The sequence below is a fragment of the Phytobacter palmae genome (genome assembly GCF_039409775.1).
GTDB classification, from domain to species: domain Bacteria; phylum Pseudomonadota; class Gammaproteobacteria; order Enterobacterales; family Enterobacteriaceae; genus Phytobacter; species Phytobacter palmae.
On the sequence record NZ_JBCIVJ010000002.1, the window covers coordinates 15675 to 32945 of the forward strand.

19 protein-coding genes are annotated in these 17271 nt (G+C 54.2%); 6 read left to right on the plus strand and 13 right to left on the minus strand.

Annotation, left to right across the window (positions count from 1 at the left end):
* Positions 1 to 28: 28 nt before the first annotated feature.
* From mdcE to prs, 7 genes are all read right to left on the minus strand, one after another.
* A complete protein-coding gene (gene mdcE / locus AAIG39_RS02780) occupies positions 29 to 829 on the minus strand; it encodes a biotin-independent malonate decarboxylase subunit gamma (protein ID WP_343193320.1) in 801 nt (266 codons plus the stop codon).
* The gene (locus AAIG39_RS02785) at positions 829 to 1662 is read right to left on the minus strand and encodes a biotin-independent malonate decarboxylase subunit beta (RefSeq protein ID WP_090084047.1); all 834 of its coding nucleotides are present in this window, start codon (positions 1660 to 1662) and stop codon (positions 829 to 831) included. The genes mdcE and AAIG39_RS02785 overlap by 1 nt, the downstream gene beginning before the upstream one ends.
* Positions 1655 to 1954: a malonate decarboxylase acyl carrier protein gene (mdcC, locus tag AAIG39_RS02790; RefSeq protein ID WP_047372862.1), complete on the minus strand. Its 300-nt coding sequence runs from the start codon at positions 1952 to 1954 to the stop codon at positions 1655 to 1657. The genes AAIG39_RS02785 and mdcC overlap by 8 nt, the downstream gene beginning before the upstream one ends.
* Positions 1955 to 1963: 9 nt before the next feature.
* The gene (locus AAIG39_RS02795; protein WP_343193151.1) at positions 1964 to 2821 is read right to left on the minus strand and encodes a triphosphoribosyl-dephospho-CoA synthase; all 858 of its coding nucleotides are present in this window, start codon (positions 2819 to 2821) and stop codon (positions 1964 to 1966) included.
* Complete coding sequence (gene mdcA / locus AAIG39_RS02800) at positions 2821 to 4476, minus strand: malonate decarboxylase subunit alpha (protein WP_090084044.1); 1656 nt, start codon at positions 4474 to 4476, stop codon at positions 2821 to 2823. The genes AAIG39_RS02795 and mdcA overlap by 1 nt, the downstream gene beginning before the upstream one ends.
* A gap of 211 nt (positions 4477 to 4687) precedes the next feature.
* Positions 4688 to 6178 (minus strand): nicotinate phosphoribosyltransferase, encoded by a 1491-nt coding sequence (locus AAIG39_RS02805; RefSeq protein ID WP_343193152.1) that lies wholly within the window; start codon positions 6176 to 6178, stop codon positions 4688 to 4690.
* Positions 6179 to 6191: 13 nt separating this feature from the next.
* Entirely contained in the window at positions 6192 to 7052 is an 861-nt protein-coding gene (gene prs, locus AAIG39_RS02810; RefSeq protein ID WP_343193153.1) for a ribose-phosphate diphosphokinase, read from the minus strand.
* 192 nt (positions 7053 to 7244) lie between these two features.
* Here prs and AAIG39_RS02815 point away from each other — a divergent pair, with 192 nt between their 5' ends.
* The 4 genes from AAIG39_RS02815 to AAIG39_RS02830 all read left to right on the plus strand — a co-directional run bounded on the left by AAIG39_RS02815 (position 7245) and on the right by AAIG39_RS02830 (position 10210).
* On the plus strand, positions 7245 to 7964 hold the full coding sequence (locus AAIG39_RS02815; RefSeq protein ID WP_090084039.1) for an NUDIX hydrolase: 720 nt from the start codon (positions 7245 to 7247) through the stop codon (positions 7962 to 7964).
* 89 nt (positions 7965 to 8053) lie between these two features.
* Positions 8054 to 9070 carry a hydrolase gene (locus AAIG39_RS02820; RefSeq protein WP_249572588.1) on the plus strand — a complete coding sequence of 339 codons (1017 nt, stop codon included), beginning with the start codon at positions 8054 to 8056 and terminating at the stop codon, positions 9068 to 9070.
* A complete protein-coding gene (locus tag AAIG39_RS02825; RefSeq protein ID WP_090084036.1) occupies positions 9071 to 9289 on the plus strand; it encodes a YheU family protein in 219 nt (72 codons plus the stop codon). It begins immediately after the preceding gene.
* A gap of 51 nt (positions 9290 to 9340) precedes the next feature.
* Positions 9341 to 10210, plus strand: coding sequence for a phosphoribulokinase (locus tag AAIG39_RS02830; RefSeq protein ID WP_343193154.1), 870 nt, complete (start codon positions 9341 to 9343; stop codon positions 10208 to 10210).
* Positions 10211 to 10333: 123 nt separating this feature from the next.
* Here the strand turns inward: AAIG39_RS02830 and AAIG39_RS02835 are convergent, their stop codons facing one another.
* Positions 10334 to 10738: an OsmC family protein gene (locus AAIG39_RS02835; RefSeq protein WP_041851412.1), complete on the minus strand. Its 405-nt coding sequence runs from the start codon at positions 10736 to 10738 to the stop codon at positions 10334 to 10336.
* 309 nt (positions 10739 to 11047) lie between these two features.
* Here AAIG39_RS02835 and crp point away from each other — a divergent pair, with 309 nt between their 5' ends.
* Both crp and AAIG39_RS02845 read left to right on the plus strand, forming a co-directional pair.
* Positions 11048 to 11680 (plus strand): cAMP-activated global transcriptional regulator CRP, encoded by a 633-nt coding sequence (gene crp, locus AAIG39_RS02840; protein ID WP_000242758.1) that lies wholly within the window; start codon positions 11048 to 11050, stop codon positions 11678 to 11680.
* Positions 11681 to 11733: 53 nt separating this feature from the next.
* On the plus strand, positions 11734 to 13812 hold the full coding sequence (locus AAIG39_RS02845; protein ID WP_343193321.1) for a YccS/YhfK family putative transporter: 2079 nt from the start codon (positions 11734 to 11736) through the stop codon (positions 13810 to 13812).
* Here the strand turns inward: AAIG39_RS02845 and argD are convergent.
* From argD to ppiA, 5 genes are all read right to left on the minus strand, one after another.
* On the minus strand, positions 13809 to 15029 hold the full coding sequence (argD, locus tag AAIG39_RS02850; protein ID WP_343193155.1) for a bifunctional acetylornithine/succinyldiaminopimelate transaminase: 1221 nt from the start codon (positions 15027 to 15029) through the stop codon (positions 13809 to 13811). The genes AAIG39_RS02845 and argD overlap by 4 nt on opposite strands.
* Before the next feature lie 79 nt (positions 15030 to 15108).
* Positions 15109 to 15681, minus strand: coding sequence for an aminodeoxychorismate synthase component 2 (gene pabA / locus AAIG39_RS02855; protein ID WP_249572586.1), 573 nt, complete (start codon positions 15679 to 15681; stop codon positions 15109 to 15111).
* Positions 15682 to 15711: 30 nt separating this feature from the next.
* Complete coding sequence (locus AAIG39_RS02860; RefSeq protein WP_090084028.1) at positions 15712 to 16314, minus strand: putative adenosine monophosphate-protein transferase Fic; 603 nt, start codon at positions 16312 to 16314, stop codon at positions 15712 to 15714.
* Positions 16304 to 16474 carry a YhfG family protein gene (locus AAIG39_RS02865; RefSeq protein WP_249572585.1) on the minus strand — a complete coding sequence of 57 codons (171 nt, stop codon included), beginning with the start codon at positions 16472 to 16474 and terminating at the stop codon, positions 16304 to 16306. The genes AAIG39_RS02860 and AAIG39_RS02865 overlap by 11 nt, the downstream gene beginning before the upstream one ends.
* Positions 16475 to 16580: 106 nt before the next feature.
* Entirely contained in the window at positions 16581 to 17153 is a 573-nt protein-coding gene (gene ppiA / locus AAIG39_RS02870; RefSeq protein WP_090084024.1) for a peptidylprolyl isomerase A, read from the minus strand.
* Positions 17154 to 17271: the final 118 nt, after the last annotated feature.

A 17271-nucleotide genomic window follows, 5' to 3' on the forward strand; every position in this document is an offset into this window, starting at 1 on the left:
ATGATGCATCTGGCAGGTCTCTTTGTACTTACCAGCTCGCTTTCATGCGTTCACGCACAAGTGCAGAGCTGCGGCGATTGTCAGCACCCAGACGGTTTTTCAGGGTGGCGTCCTGACGAGCGGCGTTGATAGCTTCTTGCAGCGCGGTTTTCACCAGCGCCAGATCGGTCGATGATGGCGAATCCGGATTGCTGATATCCAGCAGATTCTCCAGTAGCCCCAGGGTGGCATAGTTACTGATGTCGTAAGCCATCGGCGGAATAGTGGCCGCCAGTTTTTCCAGCGCCTCTACGCTGCGCAGGGTGATCCGCGCGGCAGACTCTTTCCCCATGGCGTGGATGAGCACACCTTTATCGTTAAAAGCAATCAGGCGGTTGGCCTGGTAACCATGCGCCAGAAACGCGCCGGACATGGCTTTACCGACAATCAGACCAATCACTGGATGCCCCGCCAGACGGGCGTTGGCATAAGCCGCAGCGGCACCGGCCAGCGCCTGATGAATACCAAATGCCTCCTCGCGACGGCCATAGGCCTGGCTTGGGACGTCGATTACCGCCACAATCGGACGTTTCACGGCGCTGTTGGCATCGGTCGCTACGGTTTCGCTGACCACTTTCGCCAGTGTCCAGCCTTCCAGCAGCCCCACTTCGCCTTTGGCGGCACGCGGGAAATGGTTATTCACGTCCGGCACAACGGCGATAAAGCGCACCGCTTCTCCGTTCAGTTGACCATCGGCTACCCGCACGGACGGGCATAAACCTGCCAGACACGGTGCATGTGGGGCCAGTGTTTCCAGCCAGAGTTCGCCACGGCTTATTGCATTACTCATCATTTCACCTCCCGGGCAAAGAGCGCGTGAATCTGTTCGGTATCGGCCTGTTTGCGGGTGTCGAAGTGGGACAGACGGTCGAGATACCAGTCGTAATTATCGGTACGGTGTTTTGCGGGCACACCTTTCGCCAGCGCGTCGTTCATTGCCGCTTTCACCGCATTCACGCCATCACCCACCAGCGCATCCACCAGACCGCTTTGATAACGCACTTCACCGCCGGTCATGCTCCAGATAAATGGACGATCGCGGGAGTCGTACTCTTCTATGCCCGCTTCCTGTTCGATAACCTGCGGGCCGTTCAGCCCCAGACGCGCTTCACGGGTGACAATCAGATAACTGCACAGGGCCGCTGCAATAGACATACCGCCAAAGCAACCCACTGTTCCGGCCACAATCCCGACGACCGGGGTGTAGCGACGCAGGTCAACAATCGCCGCATGAATATCCGCAATCGCCGCCAGGCCGAGGTTGGCCTCCTGCAGACGTACGCCACCGGTTTCCAGGCTCAAAACCGCCTGAGTCGGAATACCGTTACGGTTATCTTCCGCCGCCAGTTCCAGCGCCGCCGCCATTTTGGCACCGGAAACTTCGCCCATACTGCCGCCCTGAAAGGCGCCCTCAATGGCGACGACAATGGCAGGTTTACCGTTGATGGTCCCTTTCGCCACCACCATGCCATCATCGGCCTGCGGCACAATGCCCTGCGCGCCCAGCCACGGAGAAACAATCCCTTCAAACGGGTCGAGCAGTTCGCGGTAGCTGCCCTCATCCAACAGCGCTTGCGCGCGCTGGCGTGCTTTTAGTTCGATAAAACTGCGATCATCACGCATAGCTCACCTCTTCAAAAACCTGCTCGATACGAATGCGCGCAACGCCAGGCGTGGCACCGAAATCGTGGATGGTCAGTTTGCCCGCAGGGAGGCTGCTGACGGTCTGCAGGCGGTTGAATAAGGCTTCCCAGCGGCCACGGCTGTTATCGACGGAAGTCGTGATATCAATTGTGAGTGTCTGGCTCTGGTCGGCGGTGAATAACACCTCCATATCCCCTGAACCAACTACCCCTGCCAGCGCTTTGCCGTTTAAGGTACGGCTGGCGGGCACGGTTAATGTGATTTTTTCCATAACATCCTCTTAATGCTTGAAATAGGGCGTCCCGATACGGTCAAGAAACAGGGTGGCAGCCAGTAAGTCTGCGGCGCCGCCCGGTGAGGCGTTAAGCGCCAGCATCTGGCGATCCAGGACGCCCAGCGCCTGCTGTCCCTTCGGGGTCGCACTGCCCCCGGCGCTTAAGACGGCGCGCGCGCCGCGCTGCATAGTCTTAAGCCCTTCCATCCCGGCGCGGGAGAGCACGCAGGTGTCGGTAAGCGAAGTCATGATGGCCATCAGGGCGTCAATCCGGGCGTGAGATTCACTGCCACCGTTCCTCCGGCTCAAGCGCAACTGCGGCAACGCATACTGCAAAACATGCGGGAAGGCTTGTTGCGCCTCTTCTCTGGCGCCTGGCACACGGTAGCGATGCGTGGCGCGAAGCCCTTTACTAAAGACTTTAGGCGCGGCGTCATCCGGCAGTTTCGCCAGTGCGGCGGCAGTCGCTGCAACAGCAGGCGCGGTCGCCTCACCACCGAGCATCGCCACCGCGCTCACCAGCAGCCCCAGCGCCCAGATAGCCCCACGATGAGTGTTCACGCCGCCTGTTGCCGCCATCATGGCCTGTTCGCCTTCGCGACCGAGTCGTCCGATGGTTTGTCGCAGCGCAATATCTGCCGGACGCAGCCAGCTTTGTAACGCCAGCGCCTGAAATGTCGGGGTCAGGCTATGGGCAGACTGCTCCATTAACGCAAGCGTTAAATCGTGGTGCGCGCCGTTCCCGCGACTGTCCACCAGACCGGGTTTCGGGCTTAATCGTGCTTCGTCAATCAGACACTGCGTGGCGGTTCGCGCCAGCCATTCGGCACCGCCTTCAACCTGAATCTGTGGCAGAAGTTTCATTACCAGCTCCGGAATTTCGCAGGCGGGTTATAAAGACCACCGGACCATTCCACCAGGTCGGCCACGCTGCTGGCTGCCAGTAACGAGCGGGTGGCCTCTGTGCGGCGAATGCCCATATCTTCCGGGTAAACCACTTTGCCGCTGCGGCGCAGCCCGGCAACACGTTTGGCGTCCACGCCCAGGCCGATATCGGTGATACCTGCCACGGCGGCGACCATCGCACGACGCTCTTCAATGCTCTCAGCGCGATAGAGGTAAGCGATGCCTTCTTCGGTCAGGACATGGGTGACGTCATCGCCATAAATCATGACCGGTGCTAACGGCATACCTGACGTTTTGGCCACCTCTACTGCATCAAGCGTTTCCACAAAGGTCGGTTTTGCACCCGCCTGGAACGTTTCAACCATCTGTACCACCAGCTTTTTACCCCGCTGCATGGGATCAGGTTCGGTGATCATGTTCAGCCACGCCGGCGTCGCATGACGACGACCATGTGGGTCATGCCCCATATTTGGCGCGCCGCCAAAACCAGCCAGACGTCCGCGGGTTACCGTCGACGAGTTTGCCAGGCCATCTACCTGCAGAGTCGAACCGATAAACATATCCACCGCGTACTGACCTGCCAGTTGGCAGAAAGCGCGGTTAGAACGCATGGAGCCGTCAGCGCCGGTAAAGAAGATATCCGGACGGGCGCGGATGTACTCTTCCATTCCCAGCTCACCACCGAAGCAGTGCACACTCTCCACCCAACCGCTTTCAATCGCCGGAATCAGTGTCGGATGCGGGTTCAGCGTCCAGTGCTTGCAGATTTTGCCTTTCAGGCCAAGCTGTTCGCCGTAAGTCGGTAGCAGCAGCTCAATCGCAGCGGTATTGAAGCCGATGCCGTGGTTTAACGACTGCACCTGATGTTCGGCGTAGATGCCTTTGATGGCCATCATCGCCATCAGGATATGTTCCTGTTTGATGAGACGCGGGTCGCGGGTGAACAGCGGCTCGATAAAAAACGGTTTATCAGCCACGACCACGTAGTCAATCCACGAGCCAGGGATGTCCACGCGCGGTAAATCGCATTCGTCATCCACCAGTTCATTGACCTGGGCGATGACAATGCCGTCGCGAAAGGCAGCAGCTTCCACCAGCGCCGGGGTATCTTCGGTACTCGGGCCGGTGTAGAGGTTTCCCTTACGGTCGGCTTTATAACCGGCAATCAGCGCCACGTTTGGCGACAGGTCCACATACAGGCGGGAGTAGAGCTCGATGTAGGTATGAATCGCGCCGATTTCCAGCAGCCCATCTTCCAGCAACTGCGAGATACGCAGGCTTTGTGTACCGGAGAAGGAAAAGTCCAGCTTGCGGGCGATACCTTTTTCGAAGATATCCAGGTGCTCACTGCGCCCGACGCTTGGCATGATCATATGCAGGTCATGGACTTTTTGCGGATTGACCGACGCCAGCGCGCGGGAGAGAAAATCAGCCTGTTTTTGGTTATTCCCTTCCAGCACCACTTTGTCGCCCGGAGCGATCAATTTTTCCAGCATGGCGACCAGATCGTCGGTCGGCAGCACCTTACCCGGTACGGGGACGGATGCCAGGCGACGCTGTTTTTCCGTGCGTCGCGTGTTCCAGACCCGTTCTGGCGTTTGTCCAGATAACATTATTAACCTCCTGATTCAGCGAATCATTTTGATTTGCTTAACACTGAGTAAAGTGTGCGCGCTGGTGAGAAAGGCATCAATTAAGGATAAAAGACGATTGTTAGCCTGAGAGTAATAATCAAAGTGATGATTTGTGACGAGGATCATTTTAAGGAGGGAAAATCTGTAGCATTCCGGGGGCACGATGCGCCCCCGGAATGAAGTAGAACAGTCAGCGCTGCGCGGCCAGGCGCTGGCGAATCTGCTCAAAATGGTCAACGTTGTACAATTTGCCGTTTAGGAAACGTGTTTTCAGTTCACCGGTTTTTTCCTGTTCCCAGGTTTGTTCGTCATGCAGTTGCAGTTCACCCTGCGCATCTCTTTCTACCCGTAACAGCCCGCGCGCCGAACATTTCAGACCGCTGTCGGTTTTCGGCTCTTTGAAGATCATCCGCCCTTTACCGTTGACCGCGCCCCAGGTCGCTTTCATAGCAAAACCGAATGTGTCGCGCGTGTTGTACTGATAGGTAAATGATCCCACGCCGAAGACGACATTTGAGCTGGCAAAACCTTTGGCTTCCAGGCGGCGCAGAATTTCATCTGCACGCGCAAGGGTAATGGAATCGCCATAAATCAGGCCGACATGCGGGTCGAGTACTTTGTAGCCTTTCTCATTCACGGTGCCGCCGAAGATCTCCCATAACACTTCCACCGACCCTTTCTCTTCCGGGCTGCGATCGCCACGCGTATCATCATCTGCCCCGGTGCCACACAGGATCTCAACCGGGTCACCGCTGTCCGGGCGGAACACTATGCGCCCTTCACGATTAAGGATTATCTGTTTCAGTTCACGGGTGTATTCCGTCATCACCCGCCAGTAATCCCAGGTATCCGAGACGATTGAGACAAATCCCTGCGGATAGAGATCGACTATCAAGCGGCGGAAGGTTTCAATCTCTTGTTCCTTCTCGCCCACGCACATTACGCTGTGCTCGGTGGCCGGAATGCTCGCGCCGATAAAATAGTCTTCACCTGCGGTGTAGTAGTCACGGGCATAGAGCAGAGAGGGAATACTGTCGGTGCCTTTAAAGCTCAACAGATGCCCGGCACCGGCCTGCATAGTGTCCTGGAGACCCGCCATGCCACGGAAAGAAAAGTCATGGCACTGGAAATCGAGGTGCGACATATCGCTGCAGGTTTTTTCCGCCCACTGTTCGCAGACCTTACGGTAGTGGTGCGCGATAGTGGCATTAGTAGAGGCTTTCCATAATTCAGCGGAGAGCACGGTCTCAAGGTAATTCACCAGCCAGAAGAACTCATCACGGGTATTCGTGATGGTCAGTACCGGGACTTTCATTGGCACTGTGCTGCCCTCATCAAGGGATTTAATGTGCAGAGGCAGATAGCCCAAATTGTGCAGCGCACGGATGTGGTCCACTGGCACGGCGTCCTGGCCGAGATAGCTGTCCATCACCGCTTTGTATTCATTCACCACATCTTCTTGTGGGCGGGCAAAAAAGGCATCGTTGAACAAATCGACCATAAACCACTGCAAAAAGCCCTGCAGCCCGAAGAACACCAGCTTGCCGTCCGCCACGGGAGAAGAGAAAAAGCGATCGCTGCGCGGCGTAAAGTTGGAGTAGACCTGCGTCGTCCCTTGTGGGTACTGCGCCCGGTGGGAAACTTTGTAACCGTCGATAGCCAGAATGGGGTTCATTTTCATGGTGTTATCTCCCTTAAGCGCAAAAAATAGTATCGATGTCGATAAGCTCTACGCGAGGTTCGCGAAGCTCAGAAGAAGCAAACGAAGTAGTGGTATAAATGGCGTCAATGCCATTGTTCAGCAGGTTTTCCACCCCTTTGGAAAAGACGCCGTGGGTCACGTAAAGGCTCACGCTGCGCGCACCGGCATCGCGTAACACCTGAGCGGAGCCGATAAAAGTACCGCCCGCATCGCAAAGGTCATCCACAATCAGCACATCTTTGCCTGCCACATCGCCAGAAACCAGCGCAAAGCCAGTCAGGTTGCCTGTTGCAACATCACGCTCTTTAGTGAGGATGGCGTAATCCCTCGCCCCGCTGGCTTTTGCCACGTTATGAATTTTCTTCAGCGCCCCGGCATCGGGCGCCACCAGCGTCAATTTGCCTGTACTTATTGCCTGACGCAGGGTTTCACTTTTCATCAGACAGGTTTCCTGAGCAATCACCACGCTGTTGTTGATGGCCGCTGCGGCTGCGTCACTGTGCGGATCCAACAGGAAAACTTTATCGAAATTCAGTACGTTCAACTGGTTAGCGAATACCTTGAGCGCAAAGCTGTCACCATTGACCATGTGGCGGTCCTGACGCGCCCAGGGCAACCAGGCCAGTTCAAGGTGGCTTACGGTGATGTCAGTAGCATGACGCACGGCATCAGTTAATTGGGCTAACAGCATGAAATCATTCATATCACGCATGGCGGCAACGCGAATCCGCATAACCTGAGCAAAACGAGGCAGTTTACTCATCACTCTCAGCCATACTGCGCCGTCAGGAAAGACACCACGTTCGATTTCAACTGGCTGATTATCAAGCGTTAACTCAATTTTGCTGGACATGATTCACCTCACCATTAGTTAATGTCCCTAAGACACTTATAATATTGTCTATGAGACACTTATTGGCAAGGTTTTTTTTCACTTTCCGGCAAACACATAATTAACTCGTTGATATTTAATAAAATAAAAGTTAACTTGCCCCCCTTTGATGGACTGATAAACTTGTGGCGTGTTTAATAAGGCGAATAAGCGATGATAAGCGAAGCAGAGTATCTGGATTCTTATGATGCCAGCCGGTTCCCTTCACCTCTGGTGACGGTAGACAGTGTGCTGTTCACGCTGCATGAGCAGGCGCTTCGCGTTTTGCTGGTGAAACGTGCCAGTCACCCTCAACAGGGGCGCTGGGGTCTGCCTGGCGGATTTATCGATATGGAACAAGATGAGTCCACGCGCGCCACGGCATTACGTAAGCTGACAGAGAAAACCGGCGTCTCCCCTTCCTGGCTGGAACAACTGGATACCTTTTCCGGGGCAAAACGCGATCCCCGTGGCTGGAGTCTGACCATCGCCTGGTATGCGTTAATCTCCTGGGTCGCCTGTGCACCACATATTGCAAGCGTGAGCGATGCCAAATGGATGCCGGTAACCGGGCTGGATGATATCGACCTGGCCTTTGATCATCGGGACATAATTCAGGCTGCGCTGCAACGATTACGGCAGAAAACAATGTACTCTTTACTACCAGTTTATTGTCTGCCTGATATGTTTACCCAGACGCAATTGCAGGAGGCGACGGAGATTATTCTCGGTCAGCCTATCCAGCGAAAAAGCCTGATTCGTCGATTTGAGGCCTCTGGTATGTTTGAAGAGACAGGCGAGAGCGTAGCGACTGGTGCACGAAAAGCGCGCTTGTGGCGGCGTAAACCGGGTGTCGATATTCATCTCTTTTCCCGAAATTTACTGACGGATTAGTATAGTCTGCGCGATGTCCCGCGAAATGAAAAAACGGCGCAACATCGTGCAGCTATAGTTGTCCCATTCTGATTCTATTATTCTGTACTATGGCTGAAATTACACCTTCACGACTCTCGGAAATGGCGGATGATTCTTCCACCTTCCGCCCACTGCGCGGCGGAAGCAATCCGCATTTCCAGACTATGCTGCCGCGCCTGATCCGCCGGAAACTGGGCTTTACACCGACCTGGCAGCGCCTTGAACTGCCCGATGGCGATTTCGTGGATCTCGCCTGGAGCGAAGACCCGACACAGGCAAAACATAAACCCCGTCTGGTGGTCTTTCATGGGCTGGAAGGCAGCCTGCATAGCCCTTATGCTCACGGCCTGATAGAAGCGGCAAAAGCGCGCGGCTGGCTGGGCGTGGTGATGCATTTTCGTGGCTGTAGCGGTGAACCTAATCGCCTTAACCGTATTTACCACTCTGGCGAAACCGAAGACGGTACCTGGTTTTTGCACTGGTTGCAGCGGGAGTTTGGCCAGGTGCCCACCGCTGCGGTGGGCTATTCGCTGGGCGGCAATATGCTGGCCTGTCTGCTGGCAAAAGAGGAAAATCGCGTCCCCCTGGATGCCGCAGTGATTGTCTCTGCCCCCTTTGTGCTGGAAGCATGCAGCGCCCATATCGAAACCGGCTTTTCGCGGGTATATCAACACTATTTGCTCAACCTGCTGAAAGCCAACGCGTCACGAAAATTAAAAGCCTATCCCGGCTCATTACCCATTGATTTACGACAGCTGAAACGTCTGCGTCGTCTGCGCGATTTTGATGATGCGATCACGGCGCGCATCCATGGCTTTGCCGATGCGATTGACTATTACCGCCAGTGCAGTGCCATGCCGTTGCTGAATAAAATCAGCAAACCGACGCTGATCATCCATGCGAAAGACGACCCCTTTATGGATCAAAATGTGATACCCGATACGCAGACGCTGCCGCCGTCAGTAGAATATCAACTCACCGAACATGGTGGTCACGTGGGGTTTGTGGGCGGCACGTTACTACACCCGGAAATGTGGCTGGAAAAGCGCATCCCCGACTGGCTGCAAACTTATCTGGAAATCTGAATGATTATTCCCTGGCAGGATCTGGCGCCTGAGACACTCGACAACCTGATTGAAAGCTTTGTCTTGCGTGAAGGCACCGATTATGGTGAACATGAGCGCTCACTCGAACAAAAGGTCGCCGATGTAAGACGGCAATTGAAAAACGGCGAAGCTGTGCTGGTGTGGTCAGAACTGCACGAAACCGTCAATATTATGCCGCGCTCGCAGTTTCGCGAGTAACGCCCGGGCGGCTGGCTTCGTCTACAACAATGGTTTACTCAGGGAGCTGCTATGTCCGCTAAACATCCGGTTATTGCCGTAACAGGTTCCAGCGGTGCGGGAACCACTACCACCAGCCTCGCGTTTCGCAAAATCTTTGCTCAACTGAATTTGCATGCCGCCGAGGTCGAGGGTGACAGCTTTCATCGCTATACCCGCCCGGAGATGGACATGGTAATCCGTAAGGCCCGGGATTTAGGTCGACATATCAGCTACTTTGGCCCGGAGGCGAATGATTTCGGCCTGCTGGAACAGACATTTATCGAATACGGACAAACCGGCAAAGGTCAGGCACGAAAATATCTGCATACCTACGATGAAGCCGTTCCCTGGAATCAGGTTCCCGGCACGTTCACCCCCTGGCAGCCCTTACCAGAGCCAACAGATGTACTGTTTTATGAAGGGTTACACGGCGGCGTGGTAACGCCACAGCATGATGTCGCCTGCCATGTCGATCTGCTGGTGGGCGTGGTTCCGATAGTTAACCTTGAATGGATTCAAAAGCTGGTGCGTGATACCGGTGAGCGTGGACATTCCCGTGAAGCGGTGATGGACTCGGTGGTACGCTCGATGGAAGACTACATTAACTTCATTACCCCCCAGTTCTCCCGAACCCATATTAACTTCCAGCGCGTGCCGACCGTTGATACTTCCAATCCGTTCGCGGCGAAGGTCATCCCCTCGCTGGATGAAAGTCTGGTCGTCATTCATTTCCGTAACCTTGAAGGGATCGACTATCCCTGGCTGCTGGCGATGCTGCAGGGTTCGTTCATTTCGCACATGAATACGCTTGTGGTGCCGGGTGGGAAAATGGGACTGGCGATGGAGCTCATCATGACCCCGCTGGTACAGCGGTTGATGGAAGGGAAGAAAATTCAGTAGCCTTGCGGCGGACACAATATCTTCCCCCGCCAGGTGTAGCCCCGGAAAGCGTAGCGCCACCGGGGAAAAGGTCGAATGCGCTACGCTTATCCGACTTACCTGCTTAGCCTTTGAAAGCGGTTCTCAGGCCTCAATCACTTCATACGAATGCGTGATTTTCACCGCCTTCTCCAGCATTAACGCGACGGAGCAATATTTCTCGGCAGAGAGATCCACCGCACGCGATACCGCCGCCTCTTTCAGCTCCTTGCCGGTCACGATGAAGTGCAAGTTGATATGCGTAAACAGACGCGGAGCCTCTTCACGACGCTCTGAGGTCAGCTTCACTTCGCAATCTTTCACATCGTGGCGGCCTTTTTGCAGAATAGATACAACATCGATAGCGCTGCATCCTCCTGCTGCCATCAGCACCATTTCCATCGGGCTTGGGGCTTTGTCGCCTGAGTTACCATCCATCAGGATCTGGTGCCCGGACGCAGACTCGCCAAGGAACGTTAAACCTTCTACCCATTTCACTCGAGCTTGCATTTTTAATTCACTCCGGAGTTACAGTTTTCTTTACAGATTACGCGTACATAAGAAAACTCGCAACGGAAGGCGACCTGCGTCAAGCTGAAGCGAGACACCAGGAGACAGGCGACAAAAGCTATGCTAAAACAATCGGGATGCTACAGTGATACATTGATGTTATGTATGTATGCAGAGGACATCACATATTACAGGCCGCAGGCATGTCTGACGGTCCACTTCCCAGGTATGGGGAAGATAGATTGCAACCCCGGACGCGATATGTGAATCCAGCGTCTGGAGCCAGCTTATAACAGAGGATAACCGCGCATGGTGCTTGGCAAACCGCAAACAGACCCGACTCTCGAATGGTTCTTGTCTCATTGCCACATTCATAAGTACCCATCGAAGAGCACGCTGATTCACCAGGGTGAAAAAGCGGAAACGTTGTATTACATCGTCAAAGGCTCAGTGGCTGTGCTAATCAAGGATGAAGAAGGTAAAGAGATGATCCTCTCTTACCTTAACCAGGGAGATTTTATCGGTGAACTGGGTCTGTTCGAAGAGGGTCAGGAGCGCAGTGCATGGGTACGCGCCAAAACCGCTTGTGAAGTGGCCGAAATCTCCTATAAAAAATTCCGTCAATTAATTCAGGTGAACCCGGATATCCTGATGCGTTTGTCTTCTCAGATGGCGCGTCGTCTGCAGGTCACCTCAGAAAAAGTCGGCAACCTCGCCTTCCTTGATGTGACAGGCCGTATCGCACAGACGCTGCTGAATCTGGCGAAACAGCCGGATGCAATGACCCACCCGGACGGTATGCAAATTAAAATTACCCGTCAGGAAATTGGTCAGATCGTTGGCTGCTCCCGCGAAACTGTCGGTCGTATCCTGAAAATGCTGGAAGATCAAAACCTGATCTCCGCGCACGGTAAAACCATCGTCGTGTACGGTACACGTTAATTCTCAAGCGGCGCGTCGCCCTTAACGATGCGCCGTTTTTGTCTCTCTTTTCCATGTGGCGCAGGCTGATTTATCACCCCGAAATCAACTATGCACTGCGACAAACGCTGGTGTTATGCCTCCCTGTGACCGTGGGTCTCATCGCGGGCCGTCTCGATCTCGGTTTGTTGTTTTCCCTTGTTCCTGCCTGCTGCAATATTGCCGGTCTGGATACGCTGCATAAACGTTTCTTCAAACGTGTCTTCATCGGCGGCACTCTCTTCGCTGGCAGTAGCCTCACGGTACAGTTATTACTGACGCAAAATGTTCCGCTACCGCTGATCCTGACCGGATTAACGCTGGTCCTCGGCGTCACGGCAGAAATCAGCGCATTGCACGGGCGCCTGCTCCCCGCCTCGATCATTGCCGCCATCTTTACGCTCAGCCTCGCCGGTAGCATGCCCATCTGGGAACCGTTACTGATTTATGGTCTGGGGACACTGTGGTACGGCGCGTTTAACGCCTTCTGGTTCTGGCTGTGGCGGGAGCAACCGCTACGTGAATCATTGAGTCTGCTGTATCGCCAGCTGGCGGACTATTGCGAAGCAAAATACAGTTTGCTGACGCAGCATGTCGATCCCGAAAAAGCCCTTCCGCCACTACTGGCGCGCCAGCAAAAAGCGGTGGATATGATCAGCCAGTGTTACCAACAGCTGCATATGCTGGCGGCGAATAATAACAACGACTACAAGCGGTTACGCCGCGTTTTCCAGGTAGCTCTCGACTTACAGGAACATATTGCCGTTAGTCTGCACCAACCGCAGGAAGTACAGGAGCTGGTTGAACGCAGCCATGCCGAAGAGGTTATCCGCTGGAATGCGCAAACCGTGGCCGCGCGGTTACGTGTGATCGCCGATGATATTCTTTATCACCGCTATCCCAAACGCTTCAATATGGATAAACAGATTGGCGCACTCGAGAAAATTGCCCGCCAGCACCCGGATAATCCGGTCGGCCATTTTTGCGCCTGGCATTTCAGCCAGATAGCCCGAGTTCTGCGTACCCAGCGTCCACTGTATGTGCGAGACCTGATGGAAGAGAAGCAGCGTCGCTTGCCCCTGCTCCCGGCACTCAAAAGCTATCTGTCGTTCAAATCCTCAGCCTTACGTAATTCGGCACGAATTAGCGTCATGCTCAGTATTGCCAGCCTGATGGGCAGTGCGCTGCATCTTCCAAAACCCTACTGGATAATGATGACGGTGATGTTTGTTACGCAAAACGGTTATGGCGCAACGCGCGTACGCATTCTGCACCGGGCGGCAGGCACCATGGCCGGATTGATCATTGCCGGCGCGACGCTGCACTACCACGTACCGGAAGGCTTCACGCTGACCGCGATGCTGATCGTGACGCTGGTGAGTTATCTGATTATCCGCAAAAGCTACGGCTGGGCGATGGTGGGCTTTACCCTTACCGCGGTATACACGCTCCAGTTACTCACACTCAATGGTGACCAGTTTATTGTTGCCCGTCTTATCGACACGTTGATCGGCTGCCTGATCGCTTTTGGCGGCATGGTTTGGCTATGGCCTCAATGGCAGAGCGGGCTGCTGCGAAAAAATGCCCACGACGCGCTGGAAACTTACCAGGATGCCATTCGGCTGATCCTGAGCGATGATCCGCAGGTTACTCCGTTGGCCTGGCAGCGCATGCGGGTAAACCAGGCACACAATGCGCTGTTTAACTCGCTCAATCAGGCCATGCAGGAGCCTGGCTTTGATACGCGTTATCTGGCAGAAATGAAGCTGTGGGTCACGCACAGCCAGTTTATTGTCGAACATATTAATGCAATGACGACGCTGGCGCGGGAACATACCATGCTCACCCCGGAACTGGCACAGCGATACCTGCAATCATGCGAAATTGCCCTGCAGCGCTGTCAACAGCGGCTGGAGTATGATAGTCCGGGAAGTTCAGGGGATGTGAATATTCTGGAAGCGCCGGAGAGTATGACGTATGGCCCAATGAGTACGCTGGAACAACATCTGCAGCGGATCCTGGGGCATCTGAACACCATGCACACCATCTCGTCGGTGGCATGGCGTCAGCGTCCACATCACGGCATCTGGTTAAATCGCCGCTTGCGGTCTTAAGCGTTAATGACTTTGGCTACTGCTTTCGCGAAGCGCAGCATCCCTTCTTCGATATCGTTTTCTTCAATGATAAGCGACGGCGCAAAACGCATCACATCAGGACCGGCGTTGAGTACCATTAGCCCTTCATCCGCCGAAGCGTAGAGGAAATCACGCGCACGGCCTTTGTACTGCGGTTTCAGCTCCGCACCGATCAACAGCCCCATGCCGCGAATTTCGCTGAACAGATCATACTTCGCGTTGATGTCTTGCAGATGTTTAACAAACAGTTCGCGTTTCTCATTTACGCCATTTAATACTTCTGGCGTATTAATAATGTCGAATGCCACACCGGCAACGGCACAGGCCAGCGGGTTACCGCCATAGGTTGAGCCGTGGGAGCCAGGATGAAATACGCTGGCGATCTCCTGGGTGGTGAGCATGGCGCTTACCGGGAAACCACCGCCGAGCGCTTTGGCGCTGGTCAGGATATCCGGGGTCACACCATAGTGCATATATGCGAACAAATCGCCGCTGCGTCCCATCCCACACTGCACTTCATCAAATACCAGCAGCGCGTTGTGTTCATCACACAGGTCACGCAATCCCTGTAAAAATTCAGGCGTTGCCGCCGTCACTCCGCCTTCGCCCTGAATCGGTTCAACCACTACCGCGCAGGTATGATCGTCCATGACCGCTTTCACCGCATGCAGGTCGTTATAGGGCACGTGAACGATATCCGCTGGTTTCGGACCAAAGCCGTCGGAATATTTCGGCTGACCGCCGACGGTCACAGTGAACAACGAACGGCCATGAAACGCATTGTGGAAAGCGATGATTTTGGTTTTATTGGGACTATGGCGGGTAGATGCATAATAACGCGCCAGCTTGAATGCTGTTTCGTTGGCTTCGGTGCCGGAGTTCATAAACACCACACGCTCGGCAAAGGTGGCGTCGATCAACTTACGCGCCAGGCGCAGTGCGGGTTCATTGGTAAACACATTGCTGATATGCCACAGTGTTTCGCCCTGCGTTTTTAACGCCTCCACCAGCGCCGGATGGCAATGCCCCAGCGCGGTAACTGCGATACCTCCTGCAAAATCAACGTACTCTTTTCCCTGCTGATCCCACACGCGGCTGCCTTTTCCTTTCACCGGAATAAATTCGGCCGGTGCGAAAATTGGTAGAATGACTTCGTCAAATGTTGCGCGCGTGATTGCACCCTGCTGAGTTGCCATGTAACCCCACCCTTTTTAAACAAGAAGTAGAAGTGAAAATATAATCACGAAATATGCATAAAAAATCACTCAATGGCAACTAAAAATCGGCGCGTTGCAAAAAGTTATTCAGTAACGCATGTCCTTGCTCGCTAAGAATACTTTCCGGGTGAAACTGCACCCCTTCCAGATCCCACTGACGATGACGAATCCCCATGATCTCTTGCTTCTCGCTCCATGCGGTCACCTCAAAGCACTCCGGTAACGAAGGCGGATCGATCAACAAAGAATGGTAGCGCGTCACGGTTAACGGGTTATTCAGGCCACGAAAAACCCCCTGCCCGTTATGGGTTACCGGAGAAGTTTTGCCATGCATAACCTGTTGTGCCCGGACAATGCGGGCGCCAAAGACCTGGGCGATAGCCTGGTGACCGAGGCAGACGCCGAGGATCGGCAGCCTGCCTGCATAGTGGCGAATAACCTCCAGCGAAATACCCGACTCATCAGGCGTACAGGGGCCCGGGGAGATCACGATTTTTCGCGGGGCCATAAGCGCAATATCCGCCAGTGTGATGTCATCATTACGCCTGACCTCGACCTGGGCGCCCAGCTCGCAAAAGTACTGATACAGGTTCCAGGTAAAAGAGTCGTAATTATCAATAAGCAGGATCATGGCGGCCTCATCATTTTAAGCCGCCCTATTCTACTCAGTTTCGACGGCTTCGCTTACCACTTTGCCGAAGATCTCACGCAGCGGTTGTAACTCCCCCATCGCCCCGGTCTGGTTCGCTTTACTCCAGCTTTCCGGATCAACGCCACGCCAGTCCAGTCGGTATCCTGCATGTAGCGCAAGCTGCTCGAAGAAAATCCGCTGGGCAATGCCATTGCCAATACGAAATGGATGCAGCACGTTGATTTCACAGTAGTAATGGGCCAGCCGCTCGATAAATTCTTCTTTCCCGAGCCCCTGTAGCCACTCTTCGTCTTCAAGCGACTGCATTAACGCATTGCCTTCTTTTTCGATGTATTCGAAATGGCAAAAGCGGGTATCTCCCTGATAAATATCCACTTCGCGCACCTGCCCGGCCCAGTCGAAGACATCCTGGTAAATGTGGCGGTGAATAGCGCACAGATGCGGCAGCCCGCGGGCCAACGGCCCCAGTTCCAGCGTGGCGGCACGTAACGCCGTGAGTTCCCATGCCGCCTGTTCCAGACGCTGCGCCTCGCGAATACCCAGCCTGTTGCGCATCACATTGAGGCCAGGGAAGAGATAAGGATCGCGGCCGTCGCCGAATTTATCGCTCATAGTGCCTCCTTAACTCTTCAATACGCGTCATCGCCTCATCGGGTGTGAGCGTTACCAGCGGGCTTTCAATGCCTTCAAGACGCCTGCTGGCCTGAAAATTGACATTACGGTCTTGCTCCCAGAGACGGGATTTTTGTCGGTCGGTGAGTTTTTTGGTCATAACGCCTCCCTGATGTCTCGCTCATGTGCCACAAGTATAAGCAGCAATTTCGCGTCACGCAGGGAGGGGAACGCGCACAGGCCGAACGGCCCGTGCGAAAAAAAGCTTATGGCAGGACTTTGGCAGAGAGGATGACAACCGGTTTTGACGGCACATTCTGATAGGGGCCGACATCGTGAGTTGGAACCTGAGAAATCTTATCAGCGACATCCATCCCTTTGACAACTTTACCAAATACCGCGTAGCCAAAATCACGTTGGCCGTGATCCAGGAAAGCGTTATCAGCGACGTTAATAAAGAATTGACTGGTGGCGCTGTCTTTATCTGCCGTACGGGCCATGGAGATAGTACCGCGCGTATTGCGTAAACCGTTATCCGCTTCGTTTTTAATGGGCGGGTTAGGCTGTTTTTGCTGCATTTGTTCTGTAAATCCACCACCCTGGACCATAAAACCCGGGATCACGCGGTGAAAAGTGGTGTTGTTATAAAAACCGCTATTTACATAATCCACAAAGTTTTTCACCGACACGGGGGCTTTCTGACTGTTCAGCTCCAGTTCGATGTTGCCAGCTGATGTGGTGAGCAGAACATGAGGATCGCCTTTTGCCGCCAGCGCGGAAGAGGAGATTGCAGAAAGGGCACACACAGCCGCAATTGCCGCCAGAGTCGATTTAACCATGAGGTTTCCTTAACGAAATACAGGTAAGAAAGCGAGTGGCTTGATTCTAAAGAGCACTCCGCCACCAGGCCAGCCTTTTACTTAATTTTACGCAATTGAAACATATGTTACGCTGGCT

Coding starts and splice junctions, on each gene's coding strand:
- mdcA (WP_090084044.1), bottom strand. CDS start 4,476: ATGTTATCTGGACAAACGCCAGAACGGGTCTGGAACACGCGACGCACG.
- AAIG39_RS02825 (WP_090084036.1), top strand. CDS start 9,071: ATGATTATTCCCTGGCAGGATCTGGCGCCTGAGACACTCGACAACCTG.
- ppiA (WP_090084024.1), bottom strand. CDS start 17,153: ATGGTTAAATCGACTCTGGCGGCAATTGCGGCTGTGTGTGCCCTTTCT.
- mdcC (WP_047372862.1), bottom strand. CDS start 1,954: ATGGAAAAAATCACATTAACCGTGCCCGCCAGCCGTACCTTAAACGGC.
- AAIG39_RS02860 (WP_090084028.1), bottom strand. CDS start 16,314: ATGAGCGATAAATTCGGCGACGGCCGCGATCCTTATCTCTTCCCTGGC.
- AAIG39_RS02865 (WP_249572585.1), bottom strand. CDS start 16,474: ATGACCAAAAAACTCACCGACCGACAAAAATCCCGTCTCTGGGAGCAA.
- AAIG39_RS02785 (WP_090084047.1), bottom strand. CDS start 1,662: ATGCGTGATGATCGCAGTTTTATCGAACTAAAAGCACGCCAGCGCGCG.
- pabA (WP_249572586.1), bottom strand. CDS start 15,681: ATGATCCTGCTTATTGATAATTACGACTCTTTTACCTGGAACCTGTAT.
- AAIG39_RS02845 (WP_343193321.1), top strand. CDS start 11,734: ATGTGGCGCAGGCTGATTTATCACCCCGAAATCAACTATGCACTGCGA.
- crp (WP_000242758.1), top strand. CDS start 11,048: ATGGTGCTTGGCAAACCGCAAACAGACCCGACTCTCGAATGGTTCTTG.
- AAIG39_RS02815 (WP_090084039.1), top strand. CDS start 7,245: ATGATAAGCGAAGCAGAGTATCTGGATTCTTATGATGCCAGCCGGTTC.
- prs (WP_343193153.1), bottom strand. CDS start 7,052: ATGTCCAGCAAAATTGAGTTAACGCTTGATAATCAGCCAGTTGAAATC.
- AAIG39_RS02820 (WP_249572588.1), top strand. CDS start 8,054: ATGGCTGAAATTACACCTTCACGACTCTCGGAAATGGCGGATGATTCT.
- AAIG39_RS02830 (WP_343193154.1), top strand. CDS start 9,341: ATGTCCGCTAAACATCCGGTTATTGCCGTAACAGGTTCCAGCGGTGCG.
- AAIG39_RS02835 (WP_041851412.1), bottom strand. CDS start 10,738: ATGCAAGCTCGAGTGAAATGGGTAGAAGGTTTAACGTTCCTTGGCGAG.
- AAIG39_RS02805 (WP_343193152.1), bottom strand. CDS start 6,178: ATGAAAATGAACCCCATTCTGGCTATCGACGGTTACAAAGTTTCCCAC.
- AAIG39_RS02795 (WP_343193151.1), bottom strand. CDS start 2,821: ATGAAACTTCTGCCACAGATTCAGGTTGAAGGCGGTGCCGAATGGCTG.
- mdcE (WP_343193320.1), bottom strand. CDS start 829: ATGAGTAATGCAATAAGCCGTGGCGAACTCTGGCTGGAAACACTGGCC.
- argD (WP_343193155.1), bottom strand. CDS start 15,029: ATGGCAACTCAGCAGGGTGCAATCACGCGCGCAACATTTGACGAAGTC.